Source organism: Nocardia sp. 348MFTsu5.1 (genome assembly GCF_000383535.1).
Taxonomy (GTDB): domain Bacteria; phylum Actinomycetota; class Actinomycetes; order Mycobacteriales; family Mycobacteriaceae; genus Williamsia; species Williamsia faeni.
The window spans coordinates 25,272-47,981 of sequence record NZ_KB911510.1; the positions used below are offsets into that span (position 1 = coordinate 25,272).

Annotated in this window: 21 protein-coding genes; 14 read left to right on the plus strand and 7 right to left on the minus strand. The window is 63.0% G+C overall.

Annotated elements, in window-relative coordinates; all coding sequences use genetic code 11:
* The first annotated feature begins 39 nt into the window (after positions 1–39).
* The 9 genes from H290_RS0103370 to H290_RS0103410 all read left to right on the plus strand — a co-directional run bounded on the left by H290_RS0103370 (position 40) and on the right by H290_RS0103410 (position 10,360).
* A complete protein-coding gene (locus H290_RS0103370; protein ID WP_020105353.1) occupies positions 40–1,269 on the plus strand; it encodes a CaiB/BaiF CoA-transferase family protein in 1,230 nt (409 codons plus the stop codon).
* A 166-nt stretch (positions 1,270–1,435) separates the two neighbouring features.
* Entirely contained in the window at positions 1,436–1,744 is a 309-nt protein-coding gene (locus H290_RS0103375) for a hypothetical protein (protein ID WP_020105354.1), read from the plus strand.
* A gap of 43 nt (positions 1,745–1,787) precedes the next feature.
* Positions 1,788–3,299: a class I adenylate-forming enzyme family protein gene (locus H290_RS0103380; protein ID WP_020105355.1), complete on the plus strand. Its 1,512-nt coding sequence runs from the start codon at positions 1,788–1,790 to the stop codon at positions 3,297–3,299.
* A 69-nt stretch (positions 3,300–3,368) separates the two neighbouring features.
* Positions 3,369–4,634: a MaoC family dehydratase N-terminal domain-containing protein gene (locus H290_RS0103385; protein ID WP_020105356.1), complete on the plus strand. Its 1,266-nt coding sequence runs from the start codon at positions 3,369–3,371 to the stop codon at positions 4,632–4,634.
* A gap of 93 nt (positions 4,635–4,727) precedes the next feature.
* Complete coding sequence (locus H290_RS0103390; protein WP_020105357.1) at positions 4,728–5,549, plus strand: enoyl-CoA hydratase-related protein; 822 nt, start codon at positions 4,728–4,730, stop codon at positions 5,547–5,549.
* Positions 5,550–5,570: 21 nt separating this feature from the next.
* Complete coding sequence (locus tag H290_RS0103395) at positions 5,571–6,755, plus strand: acyl-CoA dehydrogenase family protein (protein WP_020105358.1); 1,185 nt, start codon at positions 5,571–5,573, stop codon at positions 6,753–6,755.
* A 65-nt stretch (positions 6,756–6,820) separates the two neighbouring features.
* Positions 6,821–8,335, plus strand: a complete 1,515-nt coding sequence (locus tag H290_RS0103400) for a class I adenylate-forming enzyme family protein (RefSeq protein ID WP_020105359.1) — start codon at positions 6,821–6,823, stop codon at positions 8,333–8,335.
* A gap of 64 nt (positions 8,336–8,399) precedes the next feature.
* Positions 8,400–9,560, plus strand: coding sequence for a thiolase family protein (locus H290_RS0103405; RefSeq protein ID WP_020105360.1), 1,161 nt, complete (start codon positions 8,400–8,402; stop codon positions 9,558–9,560).
* Complete coding sequence (locus H290_RS0103410) at positions 9,557–10,360, plus strand: crotonase/enoyl-CoA hydratase family protein (RefSeq protein WP_020105361.1); 804 nt, start codon at positions 9,557–9,559, stop codon at positions 10,358–10,360. The genes H290_RS0103405 and H290_RS0103410 overlap by 4 nt, the downstream gene beginning before the upstream one ends.
* Before the next feature lie 93 nt (positions 10,361–10,453).
* Here the strand turns inward: H290_RS0103410 and H290_RS0103415 are convergent, their stop codons facing one another.
* Positions 10,454–11,506 (minus strand): acyl-CoA dehydrogenase family protein, encoded by a 1,053-nt coding sequence (locus tag H290_RS0103415; RefSeq protein WP_020105362.1) that lies wholly within the window; start codon positions 11,504–11,506, stop codon positions 10,454–10,456.
* Between the two features lie 128 nt (positions 11,507–11,634).
* Between H290_RS0103415 and H290_RS0103420 the strand changes: the two genes are divergently transcribed.
* The 4 genes from H290_RS0103420 to H290_RS0103435 are packed head-to-tail and all read left to right on the plus strand — an operon-like array spanning position 11,635 to position 15,619.
* A complete protein-coding gene (locus tag H290_RS0103420) occupies positions 11,635–12,786 on the plus strand; it encodes a thiolase family protein (RefSeq protein ID WP_020105363.1) in 1,152 nt (383 codons plus the stop codon).
* 59 nt (positions 12,787–12,845) lie between these two features.
* On the plus strand, positions 12,846–14,006 hold the full coding sequence (locus tag H290_RS0103425) for an acyl-CoA dehydrogenase family protein (RefSeq protein WP_020105364.1): 1,161 nt from the start codon (positions 12,846–12,848) through the stop codon (positions 14,004–14,006).
* Between the two features lie 51 nt (positions 14,007–14,057).
* Entirely contained in the window at positions 14,058–14,825 is a 768-nt protein-coding gene (locus H290_RS0103430) for an SDR family oxidoreductase (protein ID WP_020105365.1), read from the plus strand.
* The gene (locus tag H290_RS0103435; RefSeq protein WP_020105366.1) at positions 14,822–15,619 is read left to right on the plus strand and encodes a crotonase/enoyl-CoA hydratase family protein; all 798 of its coding nucleotides are present in this window, start codon (positions 14,822–14,824) and stop codon (positions 15,617–15,619) included. The genes H290_RS0103430 and H290_RS0103435 overlap by 4 nt, the downstream gene beginning before the upstream one ends.
* Before the next feature lie 79 nt (positions 15,620–15,698).
* On the opposite strand, the gene H290_RS0103440 is transcribed toward H290_RS0103435, so the two are convergent.
* From H290_RS0103440 to H290_RS0103455, 4 genes are all read right to left on the minus strand, one after another.
* Positions 15,699–16,220 carry a flavin reductase family protein gene (locus H290_RS0103440; RefSeq protein ID WP_028462721.1) on the minus strand — a complete coding sequence of 174 codons (522 nt, stop codon included), beginning with the start codon at positions 16,218–16,220 and terminating at the stop codon, positions 15,699–15,701.
* Positions 16,221–16,305: 85 nt separating this feature from the next.
* Positions 16,306–17,490 (minus strand): hydroxylase, encoded by a 1,185-nt coding sequence (locus tag H290_RS0103445; protein WP_020105368.1) that lies wholly within the window; start codon positions 17,488–17,490, stop codon positions 16,306–16,308.
* A gap of 115 nt (positions 17,491–17,605) precedes the next feature.
* The gene (locus tag H290_RS0103450; RefSeq protein ID WP_020105369.1) at positions 17,606–18,469 is read right to left on the minus strand and encodes an alpha/beta fold hydrolase; all 864 of its coding nucleotides are present in this window, start codon (positions 18,467–18,469) and stop codon (positions 17,606–17,608) included.
* A gap of 330 nt (positions 18,470–18,799) precedes the next feature.
* The gene (locus H290_RS0103455) at positions 18,800–19,405 is read right to left on the minus strand and encodes a cupin domain-containing protein (protein ID WP_196809488.1); all 606 of its coding nucleotides are present in this window, start codon (positions 19,403–19,405) and stop codon (positions 18,800–18,802) included.
* On the opposite strand from H290_RS0103455, the gene H290_RS0103460 reads away from it, so the two are divergent.
* Positions 19,404–19,877 carry a cupin domain-containing protein gene (locus H290_RS0103460; RefSeq protein ID WP_051121883.1) on the plus strand — a complete coding sequence of 158 codons (474 nt, stop codon included), beginning with the start codon at positions 19,404–19,406 and terminating at the stop codon, positions 19,875–19,877. The genes H290_RS0103455 and H290_RS0103460 overlap by 2 nt on opposite strands.
* Positions 19,878–20,262: 385 nt before the next feature.
* On the opposite strand, the gene H290_RS0103465 is transcribed toward H290_RS0103460, so the two are convergent.
* Both H290_RS0103465 and H290_RS0103470 read right to left on the minus strand, forming a co-directional pair.
* Positions 20,263–21,522 (minus strand): ABC transporter substrate-binding protein, encoded by a 1,260-nt coding sequence (locus tag H290_RS0103465; protein WP_036518063.1) that lies wholly within the window; start codon positions 21,520–21,522, stop codon positions 20,263–20,265.
* A 294-nt stretch (positions 21,523–21,816) separates the two neighbouring features.
* On the minus strand, positions 21,817–22,677 hold the full coding sequence (locus tag H290_RS0103470) for a VOC family protein (RefSeq protein ID WP_020105373.1): 861 nt from the start codon (positions 22,675–22,677) through the stop codon (positions 21,817–21,819).
* Positions 22,678–22,710 lie beyond the last annotated feature (33 nt).

The following is a 22,710-nucleotide window of genomic DNA, read 5'->3' on the forward strand; positions in this document are numbered from 1 at the left end:
CCATTGAATAGATCCTCTTCAATCAACTCAGGAGTTCTCATGCACCGTCCCATGGAAGGGATCCGCATTCTCGAGGTTGCCCAGTTCACCTTCGTGCCCGCCGCCGGTGCGGTACTGGCGGATTGGGGCGCCGACATTGTCAAGGTGGAGCACGCCGAGACCGGTGATCCCCAGCGCGGTCTGGTCCGGGTTCTCGGTTACGACGGTGCGCAGGCCGGTTCGTCGTTCGCCCCCATCATGGAGGGTCCCAACCGGGGCAAGCGGAGCATCGGCATCGACCTGGCCAACCCGGCCGCGCGCCCGATCCTGGAAGATCTGGTCCGCCGCAGCGATGTGTTCCTCACCAATTATCTTCCCGGCGTGCGCCGCAAGCTCGGGCTGACGTTGGAGGACATCCGGGCCATCAATCCGGACATCATTTACGTGACCGGAAGTGGATTCGGTAGCGAGGGACCGGATTCCGATCGCGGCTCATACGACGCCACCGGCTTCTGGGCGCGGGGAGGCAGCGCGGACGGTGTCATGCCGGCTGATGCCGAATCCATGGCCTTCATGCCGGCGGGCGCGTACGGAGACAACATCGGTGGCATGACCATCGCCGGCGGTATCAGCGCTGCATTGCTCGGTCGGGCGCGGACCGGGGAACCCTCGGTCGTGGACGTCTCACTGCTCGGTGTCGGCGCATGGGCCACCCAGTTCACCGTGAATCTGGCGTTGTTCACGGGCGGCCCGCTGCCGAAGGTACGCAAGAAGTCGGCGGCGGCCGGCAACCCGCTGACCGGTTCGTACAAGACGTCCGACGGCCGCTGGTTGCAGTTCTCGATGCTGCAGCCCACCCGATTCTGGAATGAGTTCGTCACCACGATCGGGCTCCCACACCTGGTCGACGACGAGCGCTTCGCAACCATGGAGGCGATCGCCGCCGCCAGCGAGGACATCGGTGGCTGGTTTGCCGACGCGTTCGCACAGCACACCTACGCAGAGTGGCTCGAGACCCTGGCGGGACTGAGTGGTCCCTGGGCGCCGCTGCAGAACAGCTGGGAACTGGGCAACGATGAAGCGCTGATCGCCAACGGCCGGATCTCGGAAGTCGTAGATGCCGATGGCGTGACGCAGAAGCTGGTCGCCAATCCGGTGAAGTTCGATGACGCATCGGTGGATATGAAGCGGGCCCCGCAGTTCGCCGAGCACACCGACGAGATTCTGCGTGAGCTCGGACTCGACGATGACCAACTGATCGAACTCAAGATCGCCGGCGCCGTCACCTAGCCCCACCTGCTCGAAGTCGAGGCCGGATGCGTTCCGCTCAGTGGATTCATCCGGCTTCGAAAGAGGTTACTTCTTCTACTCTCTAACTATCTTTGCCCCGGATTCCGGGGTCTTTGTATCGCTGCTGCCCGGTCCATGACCCGCATCCAGCTCGAATGGAGGAATCATGATTCTCAAGACAGGCCAGTCTCTGGCCAGTTCCGTTGACGCGACCACGATCGTCGTGGTCCGCGCGCCGGCAAGCGATATTTCGCTCACCTGCGGAGGGGCCGACATGATTCCCGGCCGCGAGCCGGGCGGTGATGGTTCGTCGGTCGACCCCGCTCACACCGGCGGCGCGCTTCTCGGCAAGCGGTACGTCGATGAAGGACTCGGTCTGGAGGTGCTGTGCACGAAGTCGGGTGTCGGTCGCCTCGAGGTCAACGGCACCGTGCTGCCGATCAAGTCCGCCAAGCCGCTGCCGGCGTCGGACTGACCTCCGGTTTCGCCCAGCCCCTATTCCCAAAAGTGAGTGTCGGATGAATATCACGATGTTGTTGGACATGGCCGCGGACGGATTCGGTGACCGCGTGGTGGTCGGCGGTCAGGATCTGGGCCTGACACCGGCTCGGCTGCAGCACCTTTCGTATGCCGGTGCCGAAATGATCCGGAAGTCCGGCGCGGACGCGCTGGTCTACCTGGCGGTCAACGGCCCGGCGTTTCCGGTCGCGATGTTCGCGGCGGCACGGGCGGGTGTCCCCTTGGTGCCGGTCAACTACCGGCTGGGTCGAGAACAACTCGACGCTCTTCTGTCGAATCACCCACGCGCACTGGGTATCGCCGGTGCAGAACAAGCGCAGGCCCTGCACCGAGCCGGGCTGACCGTCTTGTCGCCCGATGAGTGGCTCGGCACGTTGGCAGCGTCGGTCGACGGTGGGACTGACGCCGCTGCGGTCGAGGACGGCGACTCCGACGCCCCGGCCGTGATCATCTACACCTCGGGCACGACATCGGCACCCAAGGGTGTTCTCCTGCGGCACGAGAACCTGTCGTCCTACGTCCTGGGGTCTGTCGAATTCGCTGCCGCAGGCGCGGATGAGGCCGCGCTGGTGAGTGTTCCGCCGTACCACATCGCGGCCGTGGCAAACGTGATCACCAATCTCTATGCCGGGCGGCGAACCGTTGTGCTCGAACAGTTCACACCGGAACAATGGCTCGATACCGCCCGTCGAGAAGGCATCACCAATGCCCTTGTCGTGCCCACGATGCTCGCGCGGGTGGTCGAGTCCGATGCGGACAAGGCCATGCCATCGCTCCGCGGTCTTGCGTACGGCGGAGGGCCGATGCCCGCGCGGGTGATCGAAAGGGCACTGCAGATCTGGCCCGACGTCGGATTCGTGAACGCCTACGGTCTGACCGAGACGAGCTCGACCATCGCCGTTCTGGGCCCGGACGATCATCGCGCCGCGCTCGACAGCGACGACGAGTCCGTCCGGGCACGACTCGGTTCGGTGGGACAGGTCGTACCAGGGATCGATCTCGAGATCCGGGACGCCGATGACCGAGTGCTCGAATCGGGTGTCACTGGCCGTATTTGCGTACGCGGAGAACAGGTTTCGGCAGAGTACGCAGGTATCGGCCGGATGGTCGATGAGCGCGGTTTCTTCGACACCCGCGATCAGGGTTTCCTCGACGACGAAGGCTTTTTGTTCGTCGGCGGGCGGGTGGACGACACCATCATCCGGGGCGCCGAGAACATCGCGCCTGCCGAGATCGAAGATGTGATCCTGCGGCATCCCGCGGTTCTCGATGTGGCTGTGGTCGGGATGCCGGACCCGGATTGGGGTCAACGCATCGAGGCTGCAGCCGTGCTCCGGCCAGGTTCGGCACTGACGCCGGACGAATTGCGCGACTTCATTCGCGCGGCGTTGCGGAGCAGTAAGACACCAGAACGGATCGTGTACTGGGATGAGCTGCCGCGCAACGAAACCGGCAAGCTCGTGCGTCGCCATGTGGTTGATCGACTGACAAAGCAGGCCTCGGGCGTCTGACTGCTCCACACCAAGCACCTCTCAGCGGCGCCGGCCCCGGCCGAAGCGCCCTATCACCGGAAGGCATACATGAGTACCGAGACGACTGACAAGACCGAGGTCTACACGTTCAAGGATGAGGACATCCAGCGAGCGCGGGACATCGTGGGCATCTATCACGCGGTGACCCAGCGCGAACAGTTCTCCCGCGCGAGCCCCGACGTCCTGCGTGCCTTCGCGCGCAGCTACGGGGACGACAACCCGTTGTTCACCGACGAGGACTACGGCGTCAACACCCGGTGGGGGAGTCAGATCGCCCCGCCGATGATCAACATCGCCCTGACGAAAGACCTCCTCGCGGACAAGATGCCGAAAGAGCATCGCCGGCCGGCGTTCCGTGGCATCCACGTCTTCGTGTCCGGGACCACGACGGACTGGTATCAACCGCTCTATGAGGGGGATACTCTCTACTCATACGAGGGTTTTCACAACGTGGAGATCAAGGAGTCTGAGTTCGCCGGACGCTCGTTGATCGTGACCCGTATTCACGTGGAGTTCAATCAGCGCGCGGAGATCGTCCAGATCCAGAAGGTGCTGACCATTCACACCGAGCGGCACGAGTCGAAGAAGCGCAAGAAGTATGACGCCATCGAACCTGCCACCTACACCCCGGAAGAGATCGCCGAGCTCGACGCGATCTATGAGGCCGAGGTGCGGCGTGGTGCCGACACCCGGTACTGGGAAGACGTGCAGGTCGGGGACGATCTGGGCTTGATGGCCAAGGGCCCGCTGACCACGACGGACATGGTTGTCTTCCATTCGGGCGGTTACGGTTTCGCGCCGTACACGCCCTGCACCGGCCGGCTGGCCTACAAGAACCGGCAACGCATCGGTGCGTTCTACATCCCCAACGAGCAGGGCATTCCCGATGTAGCGCAGCGTATTCACTGGGATGCCGAATACGCCCGCTCGATCGGTTTGCCGACGTCCTATGACTACGGCATGATGCGCGATTGCTGGCTGACCCACTTCCTCACCAATTGGATCGGTGACGACGGCTGGATCGAGACGATGTCCAGCCAGATGCGAAAGTTCAACTACCTGGGCGACACTCACCGATTCACCGGTGAGGTGGTCGGCAAGCGCATCGAGGGTGATCGCTACCTGGTCGACCTCGAATTCCGTGGTACCAGCCAGCGCGGTGAGGTCACGTGTCCGGCGACGGCAACGGTCTCGCTGCCGAGTCGTGAGACCGGCCTGGCGGCACTGCGGACCCCGCCGGCAGATCTGAGCGCCATCGCCGTCCAGATGCTCAAGCGACACGGTGAGTTGCGTGCGGCACAGCGTAACGCCTGACCCGCCGGTGAAGGCGGGTGCGGCGGAGACGGTGTTCGTACATGTCGCCGCGAGCGGGTTTCCGCCGAGTATCCCGTTGATCGTTGTGCGGGAATGCGTCCCGCGTGTACCAGAGGAGGAACTGTGGAGCTGACCGCACTGACCACGGTGATCGCAGAGGTCAAAGACCACGTTCTGACGATCACCCTCAATCGTCCCGATCGGATGAACTCGTTCACCAACGCCATGCGTAGCGAGTTCCGCGACTTGTGGGCGTACGCGGACGCAACCGACGATGTCCATGTCGTTGTCCTGCGGGCGAACGGCGACCGCGCCTTCAGTACCGGCATGGATGTCAAAGAGGGCACCTATGTGGCCGAGAACCCTTTCAGCAGGCGTGATCCCGGGGCGGATCTGTCTCCGAAGCACAACGGATGCTGGAAGCCCCTGATCTGCGCTGTGCAGGGCATGGTCGCGGGCGGTGCGCTGTACTGGCTCAACGAGGCCGACATCATCATCGCAAGCGAAGATGCACAGTTCTTTGATCCGCACGTCTCGTACGGAATCGTCGCGGCGCTCGAACCGATCGGACTGGCACACCGGATTCCGATCGGCGAGGTGTTGCGGATGGCGCTGCTGGGTCTCGACGAACGGATGTCGGCCCAGCGTGCACATCAGATCGGCTTTGTCAGCGAAGTCGTCGCGCGCGACGAACTCTGGGGTCGGGCAGCGCTACTCGCGGATCGCATCGCGGCCAAGCCGGCCGCCGCGATCCAGGGCACGGTCCGCGCGATCTGGGAATCGAAGGACACCGGACGTTCGCATGCACTGGCCACGGCGATGTCCTACACCGTGATCGGCAATCCGATCGGCAAGGCGCAGGTGGATCGATCGGCAGTGCCCACCCGTGAGTTCGAGATCCGGGGCCCGGCATGAGCTTTGAGCGGAGGATCTGACATGGACTACGGGATGACACCGGAACTCGAAGAGTTCCGGCAAGAAGTGCGCGCCTTTGTTGCCGCGAACAAGCCTGCCATCGCCCCCAAAGCCGGTGTGCGCAGTGCGGAGTCGGTCGAAGAACTGGCAATGCTCAAAGAGTGGACCGGCAAGCTGTTCGCAGCCGGCTATCTCGGTGGTGACTGGCCCGAGCAGTACGGCGGCTCGGGTTCGATCCACTCGGCCGAGCGCAGCGTCGTCGTCGGTGAGGAGGCGGCGCGGGCTCGTGCTCCACTGGCGACCGGTGCGGGAAATCTGGTCGCACACGCACTGTTCGATTTCGGTACCGAGGCCCAGCGACAGCGGTATCTGCCCGGGATCCGGTCGGGGCAGGAGATCTTCTGTCAGCTCTTCAGTGAGCCGAGTTCGGGTAGCGACCTCGCCTCGTTGCGCACGAAAGCTGTTCGGACCGAGAACGGATTCCGGATCTCCGGCCAGAAGGTATGGACCACCCACGGCCAGTGGGCGGATTTCGGTTACCTCCTGGCACGTACCGATCCAGATGCGCCCAAGCACAAAGGCATCAGCGCGTTCATCATCGACATGCGCACACCTGGTGTCGACGTGCGGCCGTTGCGCGAGATGACCGGTACGTCGGACTTCAACGAGTTGTTCCTCGACAACGTCGAGCTCCCTTCCGAGGCGTTGATCGGCGAGCCCGGCCAGGGCTGGAAAATCGCGAATTCGAGTCTGGGGCACGAACGGTCCGGAGTGGCCGCGAGCGCTGTTCGACTCCAGCAGAATGTTCATGCACTCAAGGATCTGGCGAAGAACGTCACGCGAGGCGGACGTCCCGCGATCGAAGACGCTCTCGTCCAGGATCGTCTGGGACAACTCACGGCTTCCGTCGCGGCACTGTCGGCGCTGGTGTACGCAAACATCAGCCGATGGTCCAGCAAGACCGAACGCGCGTATGACGCCCCCATGGCGAAGTTGATGTTCAGTGAGATCGGCGTCGAGATCGAACGCTTTGCCCTCGAATTGAGCGGTCAGGCAGGGATTCTCGTCGAGGGTGATCCGGCCGCGATCGAAAACGGTCGATGGCAGGACGGATTTCTCTACGCCCGGGCCTACACGATCGCCGGTGGCAGCTCCGAGATCATGCGGAACATCATCGCCGAACGAGGGCTGGGCCTGCCCCGCTAGCCCTTCGTCATCCAGTCATCTATGAAAGTGCCAGTTTTCTCGTCGGCAGAAGTGGAGTCATCGACATGACGAGTATCAGAGAAGCGTTGGGCTCGTTGTGGACCGCGTCAGATGACGCCCGCATGATCCAGCAGGACAAGCAGTGGTACACCTGGGGACAGGTGCGCACGCTCGCAGAGCGGATCGACGCGGAGCTGACCCGGGTCGGCGCCGGGGAGGGCGCCCGCATCGGCGTCCTGCTCAGCAACCGGATGGAGTCGATCGCGGCACTCATCGCGATCCTGGCCAAGGGTCGCACCGTGGTCACCCTCAACCCTATGCAGCCGGTCGCGCGTGTGAGTGCTGACGCGGTCGCGTCCTTGCCCCAGGTGGTACTCGGATCTGAAACCTATTGGGCTGAAGACGAGTTCGTCGCCGCAGTGACCAATGCCGGGATCGTCGGATTCTCGTTCGACGGCATCGACGTCGAGCAGCGTTGTGGTGGCGAACAAATCACCCTGTCGGCCGAACGCAATGACAAAGACCCGGTCGCCGTCGAGATGTTCACGTCGGGCACCACCGGAACCCCCAAGCGGATTCCGCTGACCTGGCGCCAGCTCGAGTCGTCGATATCGGCAGTGCATGGGCACACCGGTGCGGCAACGGGTGGGCGGGAGCCGCTAACCGGTGGCGTCGCCCTGGTGACGCTGGCGATCGTTCACATCGGCGGAATGTTCAGCGTCATCCAGTCCCTGACCGAGGCCCGCCCGTTTGTCCTGCTGCCACGCTTCACCGTCGACGGGTGGGTCGATGCGGTCAGTGAGCACGGGCTCCGGGTCGCGAGTCTGCCACCGGCCGCCATGCGGTCGGTGCTCAGTGCCGGCGTGCCCAGGGAGAAGCTGGCCAGTCTTCGTGCGGTGACCGCCGGAACCACCTTTGTCAGTCCTGAACTGGCCGACGAGTTCACCGATCGCTACGACATCCCGGTCATGATCGTCTACGGCGCCACAGAGTTCGGTGGGGCAGTGGCCGGATGGAGCAAACCGCTGATCGAGAAGTGGTGGAAGAACAAGCGTGGCAGTGTCGGCCGGCCGTTTCCCGGCGTCAAGATGCGTACCGTCGATGCCGAGGGAACTGTGTTGCCGGTCGGTGAGAGCGGTCGGCTCGAGGTGTCGGCGAAGCAGGTAGGTGACGGGGAGGGCCATTGGTTGCGAACCAGCGATCTGGCGCATCTCGACGACGACGGATTCCTCTACATCGACGGACGCGCCGACGACGCCATCGTCCGCGGTGGATTCAAGGTGCAACCGGAGACGGTGTGCAATGCCCTGCGGGCGCACAGCGCGGTACACGACGCCACGGTCTACGGGAAGGCCGATGACCGGTTGGGACAGGTGCCGGTCGCGGTCATCGAACTCGTCGAGAACGCCGAGCCGGTCGACGAGGACGAACTCAAGAAATTTGTGCGGGGACAGCTGACCGGCTACGAGGTCCCGGTGGCCATCCACACCGTCAGTGCACTGCCCCGCAACCCATCCCTGAAGGTCGACCGACGTCGACTCCTGGAGATGGTTGCCGAACTGGAAACCGCGCGCGTCTGATTCTCGCGCGATCAATTGAACTCCGGGCACCTACCGCCCGGCACGAAGCACCAAGGAGCACAACATGTCTGCAGTGATCGTCGGCGCCGTCCGGGCACCGGTCGGTAAGAGGAACGGTGGGTTGTCGGGGGTCCATCCGGCCGACTTGTCCGCGGCGGTGTTGAACGCATTGGTGGAGCGCGCGGGCATCGATCCCGTGATCGTCGACGACGTGATCTGGGGGTGTGTCCAGCAGCTCGGTGATCAGGCCAACGACATCGCCCGCAACGCGGTGCTGTCCGCGGGCTGGCCGGACTCGGTGCCTGGCGTGACGATCGACAGGCAGTGCGGATCTTCCCAGCAGGCACTGAACTTCGCGGTCGCGAGTGTGGAGGCCGGTCACTACGACGTCGTGGTCGCCGGTGGCGTCGAGTCGATGTCGCGGGTGGCGATGGGCTCGGCGGGCAAGATTGGTGGTTCGCCCTATGGCCCCGCATTCATGGCCCGATACGAGACCGCCCCCAATCAGGGCATCGGCGCCGAGATGATCGCGGACAAGTGGAATTTGTCCCGGACTGAACTCGACGCATTCTCGGCACGATCACATGAACGTGCCGCCGCGGCGCAGGACGCCGGTCTTTTCGACGCGCAGATCGTGCCGGTGACCACACCGGACGGCACCGTCATCTCGAAAGACGAGGGAATTCGTCGCGGGACCACCGTGGAGAAGCTCGCCGGATTGAAGACCGTCTTCAAAGAAGACGGTGTCATCCACGCCGGCAACGCATCTCAGATCTCCGACGGCTGCGCCGCTCTGTTGATCATGAGTGAAGAGGCAGCGGCCGAGCACGGACTGACGCCGATCGCGAAGATCCATACGGCCGTGGTGGCCGGTGCCGACCCGGTCATCATGCTGACCGCACCCATCCCGGCCACGGCGAAGGCCCTGAAGAAGTCGGGCTTGAGCGTCGACGATATCGGTGTGTTCGAGGTCAACGAGGCCTTCGCATCGGTGCCCTTGGCGTGGCTGAAGGAAATCGGGGCCGATCCGGAGCGGGTGAACCCGAACGGCGGGGCCATTGCCCTTGGACATCCGCTGGGTGGTTCGGGTGCGCGAATCCTGACCGACATGATCTACCACATGCGGAACAACAACATTCGTTATGGCCTGCAGACCATGTGCGAAGGCGGTGGGCAGGCCAACGCCACCATTCTGGAACTGATCGACCCGAGTGAGGAAAAATGACAGAAACCACGACTACCCAGGCCGGTGCGCTCGTGAGGCGCGAAGGCAACGTCATGGTCATCACGATCAACCGGCCCGACGCGCGCAATGCCGTGAACTCGGTGGTCAGCGAAGCGGTTGGCGAGGCCCTCAATGAGGCGACCCGAGACCCGGACGTTCGGGCCATCGTCATCACCGGCGCCGGCGACAAATCCTTCTGTGCGGGTGCTGATCTCAAGGCGATCTCGCGCGGCGAGAGCCTGTACGCGCCGGGCCATGAAGACTGGGGTTTTGCCGGGTTCGTGAACCGGTTCATCGACAAGCCGACCATCGCCGCTGTCAACGGAACCGCACTCGGTGGCGGTACCGAACTGGCGCTGGCCGCTGATCTGATCGTCGCATCGGAGAATGCAACGTTCGGACTGCCCGAGGTCAAACGTGGGCTGCTGGCCGGAGCGGGCGGCGCTTTTCGCCTCGCGGCCCAGATTCCGCGACGGTTGGCGATGGAGATGCTCTTCACCGGTGATCCGATCACTGCCGCCCGTGCCCTCGAGCTGGGATTGATCAATCAGATTGCACCCGAGGGTGGTTCGGTTGATGCAGCCATCGAGCTGGCCCAGCGGATTGCGGTCAACGCCCCACTGTCGGTACAGGCGAGCAAGCGTATTGCGTTCGGCGCCGTCGACGGCGTGCGCACCGACGAGGATGCTCAGTGGGCGCTCACCGCGGCCGAGTGGGCGGAACTGCGGAAGAGTGAAGACGCAAAGGAAGGCCCACGGGCCTTTGCAGAGAAGCGTGAACCGAAGTGGCAGGCTCGCTGACACCGAGCGGCGACTGCGAGAGAATTGATCAAGGGCGGGAACCGAAACCGGTTCCCGCCCTTGATCGTTTATCGAGTTGTAAGTGCCCGTGGTTCAGGCGGTGACGAGGCGGCGCCGGTGGTAGGAGACAGACCCGTCGAGCAATTCATCGACCTTGATACGACGGAGCAGCAAATGCAGGTCGTGTTCCCAGGTGAACCCGATACCGCCGTGCACCTGCAGTGCGGTTTGCGCGGTTGTGCTGGTGGCCTCACCGGCGTACGCGGCCGCTGCCGACACGGCGGTGGGCCTGGTGTCGAGGTTGTCGTCGAGGGCAATTGCGGCGGCCCACAGAGCTGCGCGGGAGGATTCGGTGGCCACGGCCATGTTTGCGCAGTGATGCTTGATCGCCTGAAAGCTGCCGATCGGACGATCGAACTGGGTTCGCTGGCCTGCGTATTCGACGGTGACATCCACCAGCTGTGCGGCGGCGCCGAGTGCATCGAAGGAGCGGTACGTGGACAGTTCGTCGTGCACGTAGGCAGCGGTTCCGGTGGGTAGCGCGCTCCACTCCGACTCCGGGACAACCAGATCGAGTTCGACCACCGACCACGACCGGGTGAGGTCGAGTGTCTCCAGGGTTCGTACGGTCACCGATTCGACGGACAGCAGCGCTGCGACATCGGTACCGGAGACGGTGGTTGTGACGAGAAGAATGTGGTCGGCGTCGAGCAGTCCGCTGATCGGCGCGGTAGCACCACACAGGCGCAGGCCCGTTCCATCGACGTCCGCATGTAGTGCGGAATCCTCCAGCGTCGACACGGCGGGAAGGACGAGTTCGGTGCCGGACTCGGCGACCTCCCGGATCGGGTGGTCGATGACCTCGAGCAGTCGGGCCGCCACAGCGAGTTCCGCGAGCGGGATTGCGCTACCGGCCCGTCCGTGTTCTTCGGTCAAAACGGCGAGATCCACATGGGTGCCGCCCATTTCGTCGGTGAGCAGCCCGATCAGGCCCGATTCGGTCAGGTGGCGTCGGTCCGCAACGCTCAGGCGTGCCGGCCCCTCGTCCACGGTTTGCCGTCGCGTCTGCAGTGGATCGTTTTTGGTGAGCCACGCGCGCTCGGAATCGGCGAGGGATGTCTGTTCGGCGCTCAACGCGAAGTCCATGGCGTTCCTTTCAATCTGTTTGACGTATTTAACCATGAGGATCTATGTTGAGAAGCAATACGCGTGTAGCACATGTATTTGCTCCGCGTGCCTCCAGTGCGAGCGATAGCGATCGGAGCAAAATAGTCATGCAGAACCGAGAAGCAGTGATCGTCGAAGCGGTGCGTACACCCATCGGCAAGCGAAACGGATCGTTGAGCGGCATCCACCCCGTGGATCTGTCCGCGGTGGTGCTCAAAGAATTGGCGCGCCGGACCGGTGTTGATCCCGTGACGGTCGACGACGTGGTGTGGGGATGTGTCACGCAACTCGGCGACCAGTCGAGCAACGTGGGCCGGTTCGCGGTGTTGGCCGCGGGGTGGCCCGAGTCGGTTCCTGCGGTGACCGTCAACCGGGCGTGTGGGTCGGGCCAGCAGGCCATCGAATCCGCCGCCCACGCTGTCATTTCCGGTGCCTACGAGATCGCCGTTGCCGGTGGCGTCGAATCGATGTCGCGGATCCCGCTCGGCGCGGCCCGGGCCACCGGATTCCCGTACGGGCAAACAGTTCTGGACCGTTATGAGACGGACCATCTCGACCAGGGCACCGGCGCCGAGATCATCTCCGCCCAGTGGGGGCTGACGCGAGCCATGCTCGACGAGTACGCATCGCGCTCGCACCGATTGGCCGGCGAGGCCATTGACAGCGGTGCCTTCGATGCCCAGTTGGTGAAGGTCGACACGGTCGACGGGAAACTGGAGGTCGACGAAGGATTGCGTCGCGGCACCACACCGGAGACCCTTGCAAAACTGAAGCCTTCGTTCCGTGAGGACGGCGTCATCCACGCCGGAAACGCTTCGCAGATCTCCGACGGCGCTGCTGCCGTGATGATCATGACGGCACAAAAGGCGAAGGAACTGGGACTGACCCCGATCGTGCGCATCGTGGCGGGCTCGGTCGCCGGCGATGATCCGGTGAAGATGCTGACAGCGCCCATCCCCGCGACGAAGAAGTTGCTCGCCCGGACGGGTCTGTCGATCGGCGATATCGGCGCCATCGAGATCAACGAGGCATTCGCGCCGGTACCGCTGGCATGGCAAGCCGAGCTCGGTGCGGATCTCGACCGGATCAATCCACTCGGCGGCGCCATCGCGATGGGCCACCCACTTGGTGCCACCGGCGCAATCTTGACCACGAAGCTGATCCACCACATGCGCGATCAAGGGCACCGCTACGGCCTGCAGACGATCTGTGAAGGTGGCGGAACCGCGAACGCGACCATCTACGAATTGATCGAGTGAGACATCCGGGCGCATCGCGCTCGCGCTGACCCGATTGTCACTTCAACCAGGAGACCGCTGTGCCCCAACCGTTTTACGAGTCCGACCATGTTGCATTCCGTGAGGTCGTCCGGGAGTTCGTCAATCGCGAGGTCGTGCCGAACATCGACCGCTGGGAAGAGGACCGCAGCACAGGCCGTGACGTCTGGCTCGCCGCCGGTAAGCAGGGCGTACTCGGCATCCGCTTCGCGGAGGAGTTCGGCGGCGGCGGTACCCGGGATTACCGGTTCCGGTGCGTCATCCAGGAAGAGTTCGCGCGGGTGGGTGCAGCGGCACTCGCGTCCGGGTTCTCGATCAACGAGGACATCGTCGGCTCGTATCTGACGACCTTCGGAACCGAAGCGCAGAAACAGCAGTGGCTTCCGGGTATGTCCGACGGTTCGATCGTGGCATCGATCGCGATGTCTGAACCGGCGGCGGGCAGTGATCTGCGCGGAATGAAGACCACCGCTGTCCGAGACGGTGACGACTGGGTGATCAACGGTGCAAAGACATTCATCACGAGCGGATTCTCGTCCGATGTGGTGATCGTCGCGGCACGTACCGGTGAGCGCGAGGGGCGGCCGCAGCTGTCGTTGATCCTGGTGCCCACCACAACTGCCGGATTCTCCCGCGGCCGAAAACTTCGTAAGTTGGGTCTACATGCGCAGGACACTGCCGAGATCGCGTTCTCCGATGTTCGCGTTCCGGCGACCAATCTGCTCGGTGAGCTGGGGCGCGGATTCCACCACCTGACTGCTCAGCTTCCGCTGGAACGTCTTTCGATCGCGTGGCGGTCGTTGTGCGCGGCCGAGGCCGCTCTGGACTGGACGATTCGGTACACCAGTGAACGAAAGGCGTTCGGAGAACGGGTCATCGACTTCCAGAACACGCGCTTCAAGCTTGCAGAATTGACCACCGAGGTGGAGATCACCCGGACGTTCCTGGAACAGAGCATCCTGGCATACAACGACGGCACCCTCGATGCCGCGGTCGGTGCGAAGGCCAAGTGGTGGACCACCGAATTGCAGAAACGTGTGATCGACAGCTGCCTCCAGTTCTTCGGCGGCTACGGCTACATGGACGAATATCCGATCTCGCGCGCCTATGCAGACGCCCGCGTGCAGACCATTGTCGGTGGCACCACAGAGATCATGAAAGAAATCATCGGCCGCGAACTCGCTGCGCGATACCCGGCCTGAGTCCTGATCCAAGCCACGGCAGATGTACACCACAGAGAAAGTCTGAATCCAATGAAGTTGACGGACAACACATTCCTGGTCACAGGCGGAGCTTCCGGCCTCGGTGCCGCGACGGCCGCGGCCATCGTCGAAGGAGGTGGACGAGTGGTGATCACCGACCTGGCGACCTCTGACGGCGAAATCACCGCGAAGAACCTGGGCGATGCCGCACTGTTCGTTCCCGCCGACATCACCGACGAGGCGTCGCTGGGCGAGGCCCTCGACGCCGCCGAAGCGCACGGCACATTGCGCGGTGCGGTGCATTGCGCGGGGCGTGGTGGCGACCGGCTCCGAATTCTCGACAGGGAAAAGAATCCCGCGTCGCTGGACAGCTTCCGAAACGTCCTCGAGGTCAACCTCATCGGGACCTACAACGTGCTGCGCCTCGCGGCGTCGCGTATCGCACGAAACGAACCCATCGATACCGAGCGTGGCGCAATCGTGCTCACCGCCTCCGTTGCCGCATTCGACGGCCAGATCGGCCAGACGTCGTACACCGCGTCGAAGGCTGCGGTACACGGCATCACCCTGGTGGCCGCACGTGACCTGGCCAGTGTGGGTATCCGGGTGAATACCATTGCCCCGGGGGTCTTCGACACCCCGATGCTCGCCCGGTTGCGCGACGACATCCGCGAGGGACTGGCCGCCGATGTTCCGTTCCCCAAGCGCCTGGGCCGGCCTTCTGACTACGCCGACCTGGCGCTCTCGCTGCTGCAGAACGGGTATGTCAACGGTGAGACCATCCGTCTCGACGGTTCGATCCGGATGGCTCCACGGTGACCGACGCGGTCAGCACTTCAGAGACCGGCCCCGTCAGCGAAGTTCTCGTGGAGGTCGATTCCGGAATCCTGACGATCACCATCAACCGCCCGGCGCAGCGCAACGCGATGACGCGTGCGGCGGCCGAGTTGATCGCAGAGGCCCTCATCCGCCTCGATGCCGAACCGGACCTCCGGGTCGGCATTCTGACCGGCAATGGTGGAACATTCTGTGCCGGCATGGATCTGAAGCGTTTTCAGTTGGGTGAGCGGCCGGTTGTCGAAGGACGGGGTTTCGGCGGTCTGGTCCAGGCCCCGCCGCGCAAGCCGTTGATCGCTGCGGTGGAGGGGTGGGCCCTCGGCGGTGGATTCGAGCTTGTGCTGGCGTCGGATCTGGTTGTCGCGGGAGAAGGAGCGAAGTTCGGTCTGCCCGAGGTCAAACGTGGGCTTGCCGCCCGGGCCGGCGGGATCTTCCGTGCGCCTCGGGCACTGCCGCAGGCAATCGCGTTGGAGATGCTCTTGACCGGTGAACCGATCACGGCTGCCACCGCGCACGGATACGGATTGATCAACCGCGTGGTCGCGGACGGTACCGCGGCAACGGTGGCTCGGGAGATCGCCGCCACCATCGCTGCCAACGCCCCGTTGGCCGTCCAGGCGAGCAAAGCCCTGGCGCTCGAATCCCGGACCTGGACCGACGCAGAGGCTTTCGAACGGCAGAGTGCGTACACCGATCCGGTGTTCGCATCTGATGACGCCGTCGAAGGCCCCAGAGCCTTCACCGAGCGGCGCGCACCGCAATGGACCGGCCGATAGGCTGCCTTTCGCAGATGACACAAGCAGGGCCGGTGGGAGATTCCCACCGGCCCTGCTTGTTTGCCTGTCGTAGTTCAGTTCACCAGCCGTGTAGGTCGTCCAGCATGTGGTGTGCGGTGGACTTGTAGTCGCCGTATCCGCCGCGGAAGAACAGCAGTGGTGTCATCGTCGATGCCACACCCAGGTCACGGACGAGACCGACGACCAAGAAGTGGTCTCCGAGTTCGACGACCTTGTCGATCGCGCAATCCACCCAGGCAACAACACCGTCGAGTATCGGGTTCTCCGCCGGAGACGTCTCCCAGGCGACTCCATCGAAGCGTTGCGCGCCGCGGGTGGCCATCTGCCGGCACAGTCGTTCCTGATCCGAAGCCAATGCATTGGCGCAGAAGCGCTGTGCTGCGATGATTTTCGGAAGTGTCGACGAGGAGCGGTCGACCAGGAACGACACCAGAGGCGGATCGAGGGACACCGAGGTGAAAGAGCCGACGACCATGCCGACCGGCTCTTGCTCCGGCCCCAGCGTGGTCACCGCGACGACGCTGGTCGGGAAGTTGCCCATCACGTCGCGAAGATGGCGGGCGTCGAATGACTTGGTCATCGGCTCTTTCGTTTCTGTCACAGCGTTTTTCCCCTGTGTGGGTTGCCCTACAGCGATGTGGACTGCAGGTGGTGTGTTCTGCCGATCAGAGCATGACCAGCATTCCGGGAGGGGTCTCCAGGCCCATCATGTGGAGGCCGTTGGAGTGGTAGGCGATGCCGTCGACGTGGATCATGTGCTGCAGACCGACGTGCACATCGCGCCAGTAGCGTTGCATGGGGCTGTTTTTGCGGATGGCGCCACCGCCGGAGCGAGTGAAGATCTCGTCGACCGCGCGTACTGCTCGCCAGGCGCAGCGCACCTGGTTGCGGCGCTGGTTGGACTTGTCCTCGGTGGTGGGTGTGCCACCGGATTCGACGATGTCGTAGAGGCGGCTGATGCCGTCGATGAGTTGGGTGCGTGACGCCGAGATTTCGGAGGCGGCTTCGCCGGCGGCGTAGAGGGCGTAGGGATCGTCTTTGACCTGGACGCCGGTGACCGCGACGCGGGTTTTCTGGATCTCGAGGTGAGTGGCCAGTGCACCTTCGCAGGCGCCGATCACTGCGGACGTGATTCCGAGGGGGAACATGACACCGAACGACAGTTTGTAGAGGGTGTCGGTGCGTCCTACGCGGGCTGCGGCGACGCCACCGGCGATATCGGACTGCAGCACTGTGCGGTAGTCGGGGATGACGGCCTGGTCGACGACGACGTCTTTGCTACCGGTGCCGGAGAGTCCGACCACGTCCCAGGAGTCATCGATGATCGTGTAGTCCTTGCGGGGGAGTACCACATGCATGACCTCGGGCGGCATGATCGGTTTGCCGGTTCCGTCGCCCTTCATGGCACCGAGGAAGTCCCACTGACAGTGATCTGCACCGGATGAGAACGGCCAGCGGCCGCTGAGGACGTATGAGTCGTTGTCGGTCGGGTTGGCGACACCGTTCGGCATGTACGGCGAGGCAACCCAGGTATCGGGATTTTCGCCCCAGATCTCCTGCTGGAGCTTGCGGTCCATCTGTGCCAGTTCCCAGGGGTGCACGCCGACGACCCCGGAGACCCAGCCTGCTGCCGGGTCATGTTTCGCGATCGCCATGACTGCTTCGGCGAAGTCGCGGGGGTGGGCGGCGTAGCCGCCGAAGTCGGTGGGCTGGAGCAGTCGCATCACGCCGATCTGGCGGAGCAGGTCGGCGGTGGTGTCGCTGAGTTTGCCCAGGCGTTCGTTTTCTTCTGCGAGTGCCGCCAGTTCTGGGCCGAGTTCTTCACTGCGTTTGACTACTTCGTGTGTCATGGCGCGTACCTCATACTTCCTTGTGGATCACATTCCCGCCCTGGCGGCAGGTCTGTTTGATTGTCTTGCCTGGAACCCGTTGGCCAGCCGAGTGTTTCCGCTCAGTGAGACATTTTCAGGCTGTGTGCCGGGTCAGGAACTCGTGCACGACGCGTTCGAAGTCGGCTTTGCGTTCGACCTGGATCCAGTGCCCACAGTGGGCGAAGGTGTGTAGTTCGACCTCGGGGAGCCAACGGGTTGCGAAATGTGCCTGGTCGTAGGGAATCATGCGGTCGTCGCGGCCCCAGAGCAGCAGTGTGGGGGTCTTTAGCGATTCTGCTTTGGTCCACAGCGGTACATAGGAGGTCCGGAAGGCCGGGTTGAACAATGTTCCGAAGATGGTTTTGGTCTTGCCGAGTACGCCCTCGGCCAATGCGTTCGTCAGGCGTTGGTCGACGAGTTCGTCGGTGATCAGGGCCTTGTCGTAGACCATTGTCTTGATCCAGGCGATCATACGGTCGCGGACCGGGTCCTCGAGGAACTCGAACAGCCGCAGGAAGCCCTCGCTGGGTTCGGCCTGGAAGATTCCGACCGACATGCCGCCCGAGCCCATGACGGCCTGTCGCCGGACTCGTTCGGGGTGTAGTGCGGCGAGTTCTGCGACGACGGCACCGCCCATGGAATTGCCCACGAAGACAGCTGATTCGATACCGAGGTGGTCCATGAACTTGGCGATCCAGCGCGCTGCGGCGACCGTGTAGATCTCGTCCAGTTCAGGGAGATCGGTGAGTCCGAAACCGGGCAGGTCGGGCATGATCGTGCGGAAGGTGTCGGCGAAAAACGGTAGATTTGGCCCGAAGTTGGACCACGCGGTGACGCCCGGACCGGACCCGTGCAGCAGGATCAGGGGTACGCCCTCGCCGGCTTCGTGGTAGTTGAACTTCACTCCGTCGACCTGGGCGGTTTTCTGTGTCGACTCGAACGTGACTGCACTCGTCATGGGTGTGCCTTCCTGACAGTTTTCCGTGCACACAGGAGCAGGGGCCTCTGTGATTCTTTGCGGCTATGTTTCAAAATGCGGTGGCTGCAACAGCTCTCGGCTCTGGTAGTGCATCGACACAGCGACAGGACGTCTACGGGATGGGGCACCGTAGACGTCGCCACGTCGGGAACTACGCGCGAGGCGTGGATTGGCCTGATTCGACGCTAATTCGAATGGTGGCCGAATCGTGGTGAAAATCCCGGCCAGCGGAACAGGACAACAAATAGCGAAGTCCCTGGCTCGTGGAGAGCCAGGGACTTTGCTGCGGGTCCGACGAAACCGACCGGGTCAGTTGTGGATCCAGCCCTCGTCGTGCCAGTACGTTTCGAGCTCGGCGATCGGTTTGGACCAGGTCTCGACGAAGATCGCGCCTTCAGGACCAGCCGTCAGGCGGTGCGGGGTTTCGGCAGTGGTGACCCAGAATTGACCTGGACGGATCGTCCGGGCCCCTTCTTCGCCGTTCGCGCCCCAGTTGACCCGCAGCTCGCCGGCGAACACGAAGATCAGTTGGTCGAGATTCTGGTGGCGTCTCGGGCCGGAATAATTCGGCGCAAGTCGCAGGCCGTTCAGGTGAAACCCTTTATTGACCTTTGTCGAGACCGACACGCCGTTGAACGTTTTGTCCACGTTGACCGGGGCGTCGGCGAGGAGGCCCCCTTCAGTCCAGAAGTGTTTGGGGGAGTACTGGTCGATCGCCAGATCTGCCCAGCCTCCGTCGGCCACAAGGCTAAAGTGCTCAATTGTCATGTCACGAGTGTTGCGAACGTCGCCGGTGATTTCATCCGACGGTCCCATTGGACGGAATGAACCCGAAAGCTTTGTTCGACAAGCAAATTCCATCGAGCGGAATGGTCCGGTGACACCGCCGGCGGCCGCACTTACCGTGGTTGCCATGACAAACAGTTTTGGCAATCTGCTGAACCCCGATGCTTGGTTCCATATGCCCCTGGATCAGCAGGGGGTGCCGAGTTACTTCTGGAAAGACGGTGGTCTACTCAACGATGCGCCGGTGGATTTCGCTGCCACGTTCGCCGATCACATGGATTTGACCAGCGAGCCCATTGATCTCATGCACTTCAACCGCAATCCGCTGCGGGTGACCCCGGGCTTCGTCGTGCCCAAGCACCAGCACAGTTGTGACGAGATGTTGTTCGTCTTCGCAGGCGAGTACAGCATCGAGGTTGACGAACCGGACGGCAGTACCAAGACTGTGGTCGTGCGTGCGGGAGATATGTTCGTCAGCCATGCGAATACGCCGTACACGATGACGGCCGGCCCGGAAGGCGTCACCTACATCGAGACCTGGCCGGTTCCGGTGACCGAGCTGGAGACGATCTGGCACGACGTCGGCTGGGTTCACCGCTGAAATACGCTATCGCACTACACACTGACCCCCTCAGAGTCTCCAGACTCCGAGGGGGTCAGTCTTTTTGCCACCTCGTCGAGCGTGCCCAACCGACCGCCGACCGTGCCCAAATCACCGTCGAGCGTGCCGAAACTGCATGTCGCACAAGCAACTAAGGCCCGCTCGACGGCAACAAAGGCACGCTCGACGGGGGACCACCGTCGAGCGTGCCGAACCCACCGTCGACCGTGCTCATATCACCGTTGAGCGTGCCGAAACGACCTGTCGCACAAGCAACTAAGGCCCGCTCGACGGTCGGTTCGGCCCGCTCGGCGGCTTCTTCGGCACGGTCGGCGGAGACACCAAAGTCCCTGCCTCGATGAGGCAGGGACTTTGGTGATTTCGCTCAGGAGTTAGGTGCCTTGATGAAGACGTTTTGCGGGTCTGTCTGCTTCCCGTCCTTCATCGTGAGAATGATCAGCCCGTTGGAGCAGACCGACTGGTAGCCGGCGATCGCCTGCCCATTGCAGGTGAAAGTCAAGCCGTTACCGGCAGGCGTGACCACGTCCGTGGCGGTCTTGATTGCGGTGTTGATCGCTGCCGGGGAGGTATCGGTTCCGACAACTGCCTGCGTTGCCCTGACCAAGCCGAGCATGGCCTGGTAACCAACGACAGCATTGCTTTCGGTGGGGGTCTTGGGGCTGTACTTCTCCATCACCTCGCGGTACAGGACTGCCTCCGAATTGTCCGAAACGGTGTCAGCGGAGCTGAAGATCTTGGTGTTGTCGAGTCCCGATCCGACGGCGTCGACGACCTCTGGGGCGGCACAGGAGATGGCGGTCCACTTCTCGGCCGTCGAGGCCAATGTGCTGAGCGCCTTGATGACCGAGGTGCAAACGGTGGAATCGCCGAAGACGATGACGGCCTCAGGGTCGTCCTCGAGACCGGCGCTGACCTGAGGAGTTGCGTCCGGTGTTCCCAGGGGAATCGGTACGATCTTCAGGTCGGTACCATTTGCCTGGAATGCCGGTTGTCCAACTGCTTGGAGCGCACCGATTGCAGCCGGGACATCGATGGAGTACGCGGTGACTTTCTTGATGCCGTTCTCCGCTGCGTAGGCAGCCATGGCCTGCGTCGAGTTGGAGGAAGCGGTCAAGGAGTAGGCGCCCGGCGAGGTGAGCTCAGGGACGCTCGATCCCTGTGCAACCACGTATGGAATCCCGGCGTCGACGATGATCGGTGCGATGATGTTGCCCAGGCCGGCAACCGGAACGACGACTGCCGATACCTTTTGCTCAACCATCTGGTTGGCACAGTCGCGGGCACTCACCGGTTCTTCTTGCTGCTTGCAGCTCACCAATTCAATTGGGCGGCCGCCAATTCCGGCGAAATTTTCGTTGGCGTATTTTGTGACTGCCTCGGCGGCTTCGCGGGTCTCGGGCTGTGAGATGGCCGACCCGCCCTCGGCGCTGATGAATCCGATCTTTACCGGGTCGCCGCTGGCTGCCTTTCCCGGAAAGGCGTCCGAGGGCGCCTGGGCACTCGACGCGGTGCTGTTGTCCGAACTGTCGTCGTCACTGCTGCAGGCCGTCAGCGCCGTCAAGGCGACGACAACTGTTGACATCGCCAGAACCTGCGCTGTACGCAGGCCGATTGAGCGTTTCATCGAGGTGTCCTTTTCGTTGAGCGCCGGCGCAGATGCCGGCTGGGCGACAAACAAACCCGCACGTAGGTCTTTCATCCGCCAACACGGGAGAGATGCGTGATTGTCTTGTCAGGAGTGTGACGAACTTCTACCGGCGTTTCATCTAAGTTTTCCATTGGCCGGGACGGCAGCAAAAGTGTTGCTTCCCAGGCAGTTTCCGTCGCCGGATTGAATCGGTAGTCGCCGGAAGATCGAAACAAACTGACCCCTCCGAGTCGTCGACTCGCAGGGGTCAGTTTGTTGTGCGTGAGTAGTTCAGCTGGGGGGCATAGGGGGTGGGGTGAACTTGTGGCCCCACAGCGCACCTTCGGTGATTTCGTAAGTCGGTTCTTCCTGCTCGACCCGAAGGCCCTCGAAGCCGCACTCGACTGCGTACAACTCGGGTGAGTAGACGTAGAACGACAGCATCTGATCGTTCGTATGCTTGCCGAGGGTGTTCATCATCGGAATATTCATGTCGGCAGCCCGGTCGAGCGCGAGGCCGACATCGTCGATGGTGGCCATCTCGACCATGATGTGGACCAGCTTGCCCGGACCCGGTGTGGGAGCGATACCAAAGCTGTGATGGCGCGGATTGCAGCCCATGAAGTAGGTGGGTCCCGCGGTGTTTCGCTCGATGAACCCGAGTACTCGGGAGTAGAAGTCGAATGTCGTCTCCACGTCCTCGGCGGTCACGATCACGTGGCCCATCCCCATGTCGCCGGTGACGAAGCTGCTCACCAATGGCGTCTGGATGCGGACGTGGTCGAGGATGGGTCCGTAGAACAACTCGACCGGGTTGCCGGCCGGATCGTCGAACTTCGCCAGACCGGTGACGCGGCGTTCGGCGCGCTCAGCGTCTGTGCCAGTGGAGACCTTGATGCCTTCGGCCTCCACTGCACTCACGAGCTGCGCGAGTTCACGCTTGTTCAGGACCTCGAAACCCAACGCACCCAGCGAGGGTTCTTCGGCCTGGGACACCACCAGGCGCGGCGGATAGTGGTCGATCCGGAAGTAGAGCGAATCCGGGGTGTTCCCTTCCACCCGCATCATTCCGAGGAAGTCCTCGCCGAAACTCCTCCATGCCTTGAGATCTGGCGAATTCAGCCGGACATAGCCAAGTGATCTGACGCCCATTTTCTTGCTCCAATCATGAAATAACTTGTGCGA

Bases quoted from the DNA above. Each gene is read 5' to 3' on its own strand.
- H290_RS0103380 (WP_020105355.1), top strand. From the start codon at position 1,788: ATGAATATCACGATGTTGTTGGACATGGCCGCGGACGGATTCGGTGAC.
- H290_RS0103395 (WP_020105358.1), top strand. From the start codon at position 5,571: ATGGACTACGGGATGACACCGGAACTCGAAGAGTTCCGGCAAGAAGTG.
- H290_RS0103455 (WP_196809488.1), bottom strand. From the start codon at position 19,405: ATGGCAACCACGGTAAGTGCGGCCGCCGGCGGTGTCACCGGACCATTC.
- H290_RS0103405 (WP_020105360.1), top strand. From the start codon at position 8,400: ATGTCTGCAGTGATCGTCGGCGCCGTCCGGGCACCGGTCGGTAAGAGG.
- H290_RS0103400 (WP_020105359.1), top strand. From the start codon at position 6,821: ATGACGAGTATCAGAGAAGCGTTGGGCTCGTTGTGGACCGCGTCAGAT.
- H290_RS0103370 (WP_020105353.1), top strand. From the start codon at position 40: ATGCACCGTCCCATGGAAGGGATCCGCATTCTCGAGGTTGCCCAGTTC.
- H290_RS0103420 (WP_020105363.1), top strand. From the start codon at position 11,635: ATGCAGAACCGAGAAGCAGTGATCGTCGAAGCGGTGCGTACACCCATC.
- H290_RS0103415 (WP_020105362.1), bottom strand. From the start codon at position 11,506: ATGGACTTCGCGTTGAGCGCCGAACAGACATCCCTCGCCGATTCCGAG.
- H290_RS0103445 (WP_020105368.1), bottom strand. From the start codon at position 17,490: ATGACACACGAAGTAGTCAAACGCAGTGAAGAACTCGGCCCAGAACTG.
- H290_RS0103410 (WP_020105361.1), top strand. From the start codon at position 9,557: ATGACAGAAACCACGACTACCCAGGCCGGTGCGCTCGTGAGGCGCGAA.
- H290_RS0103440 (WP_028462721.1), bottom strand. From the start codon at position 16,220: ATGACCAAGTCATTCGACGCCCGCCATCTTCGCGACGTGATGGGCAAC.
- H290_RS0103375 (WP_020105354.1), top strand. From the start codon at position 1,436: ATGATTCTCAAGACAGGCCAGTCTCTGGCCAGTTCCGTTGACGCGACC.
- H290_RS0103430 (WP_020105365.1), top strand. From the start codon at position 14,058: ATGAAGTTGACGGACAACACATTCCTGGTCACAGGCGGAGCTTCCGGC.
- H290_RS0103470 (WP_020105373.1), bottom strand. From the start codon at position 22,677: ATGGGCGTCAGATCACTTGGCTATGTCCGGCTGAATTCGCCAGATCTC.
- H290_RS0103390 (WP_020105357.1), top strand. From the start codon at position 4,728: ATGCGTCCCGCGTGTACCAGAGGAGGAACTGTGGAGCTGACCGCACTG.
- H290_RS0103460 (WP_051121883.1), top strand. From the start codon at position 19,404: ATGACAAACAGTTTTGGCAATCTGCTGAACCCCGATGCTTGGTTCCAT.
- H290_RS0103450 (WP_020105369.1), bottom strand. From the start codon at position 18,469: ATGACGAGTGCAGTCACGTTCGAGTCGACACAGAAAACCGCCCAGGTC.
- H290_RS0103465 (WP_036518063.1), bottom strand. From the start codon at position 21,522: ATGAAACGCTCAATCGGCCTGCGTACAGCGCAGGTTCTGGCGATGTCA.
- H290_RS0103385 (WP_020105356.1), top strand. From the start codon at position 3,369: ATGAGTACCGAGACGACTGACAAGACCGAGGTCTACACGTTCAAGGAT.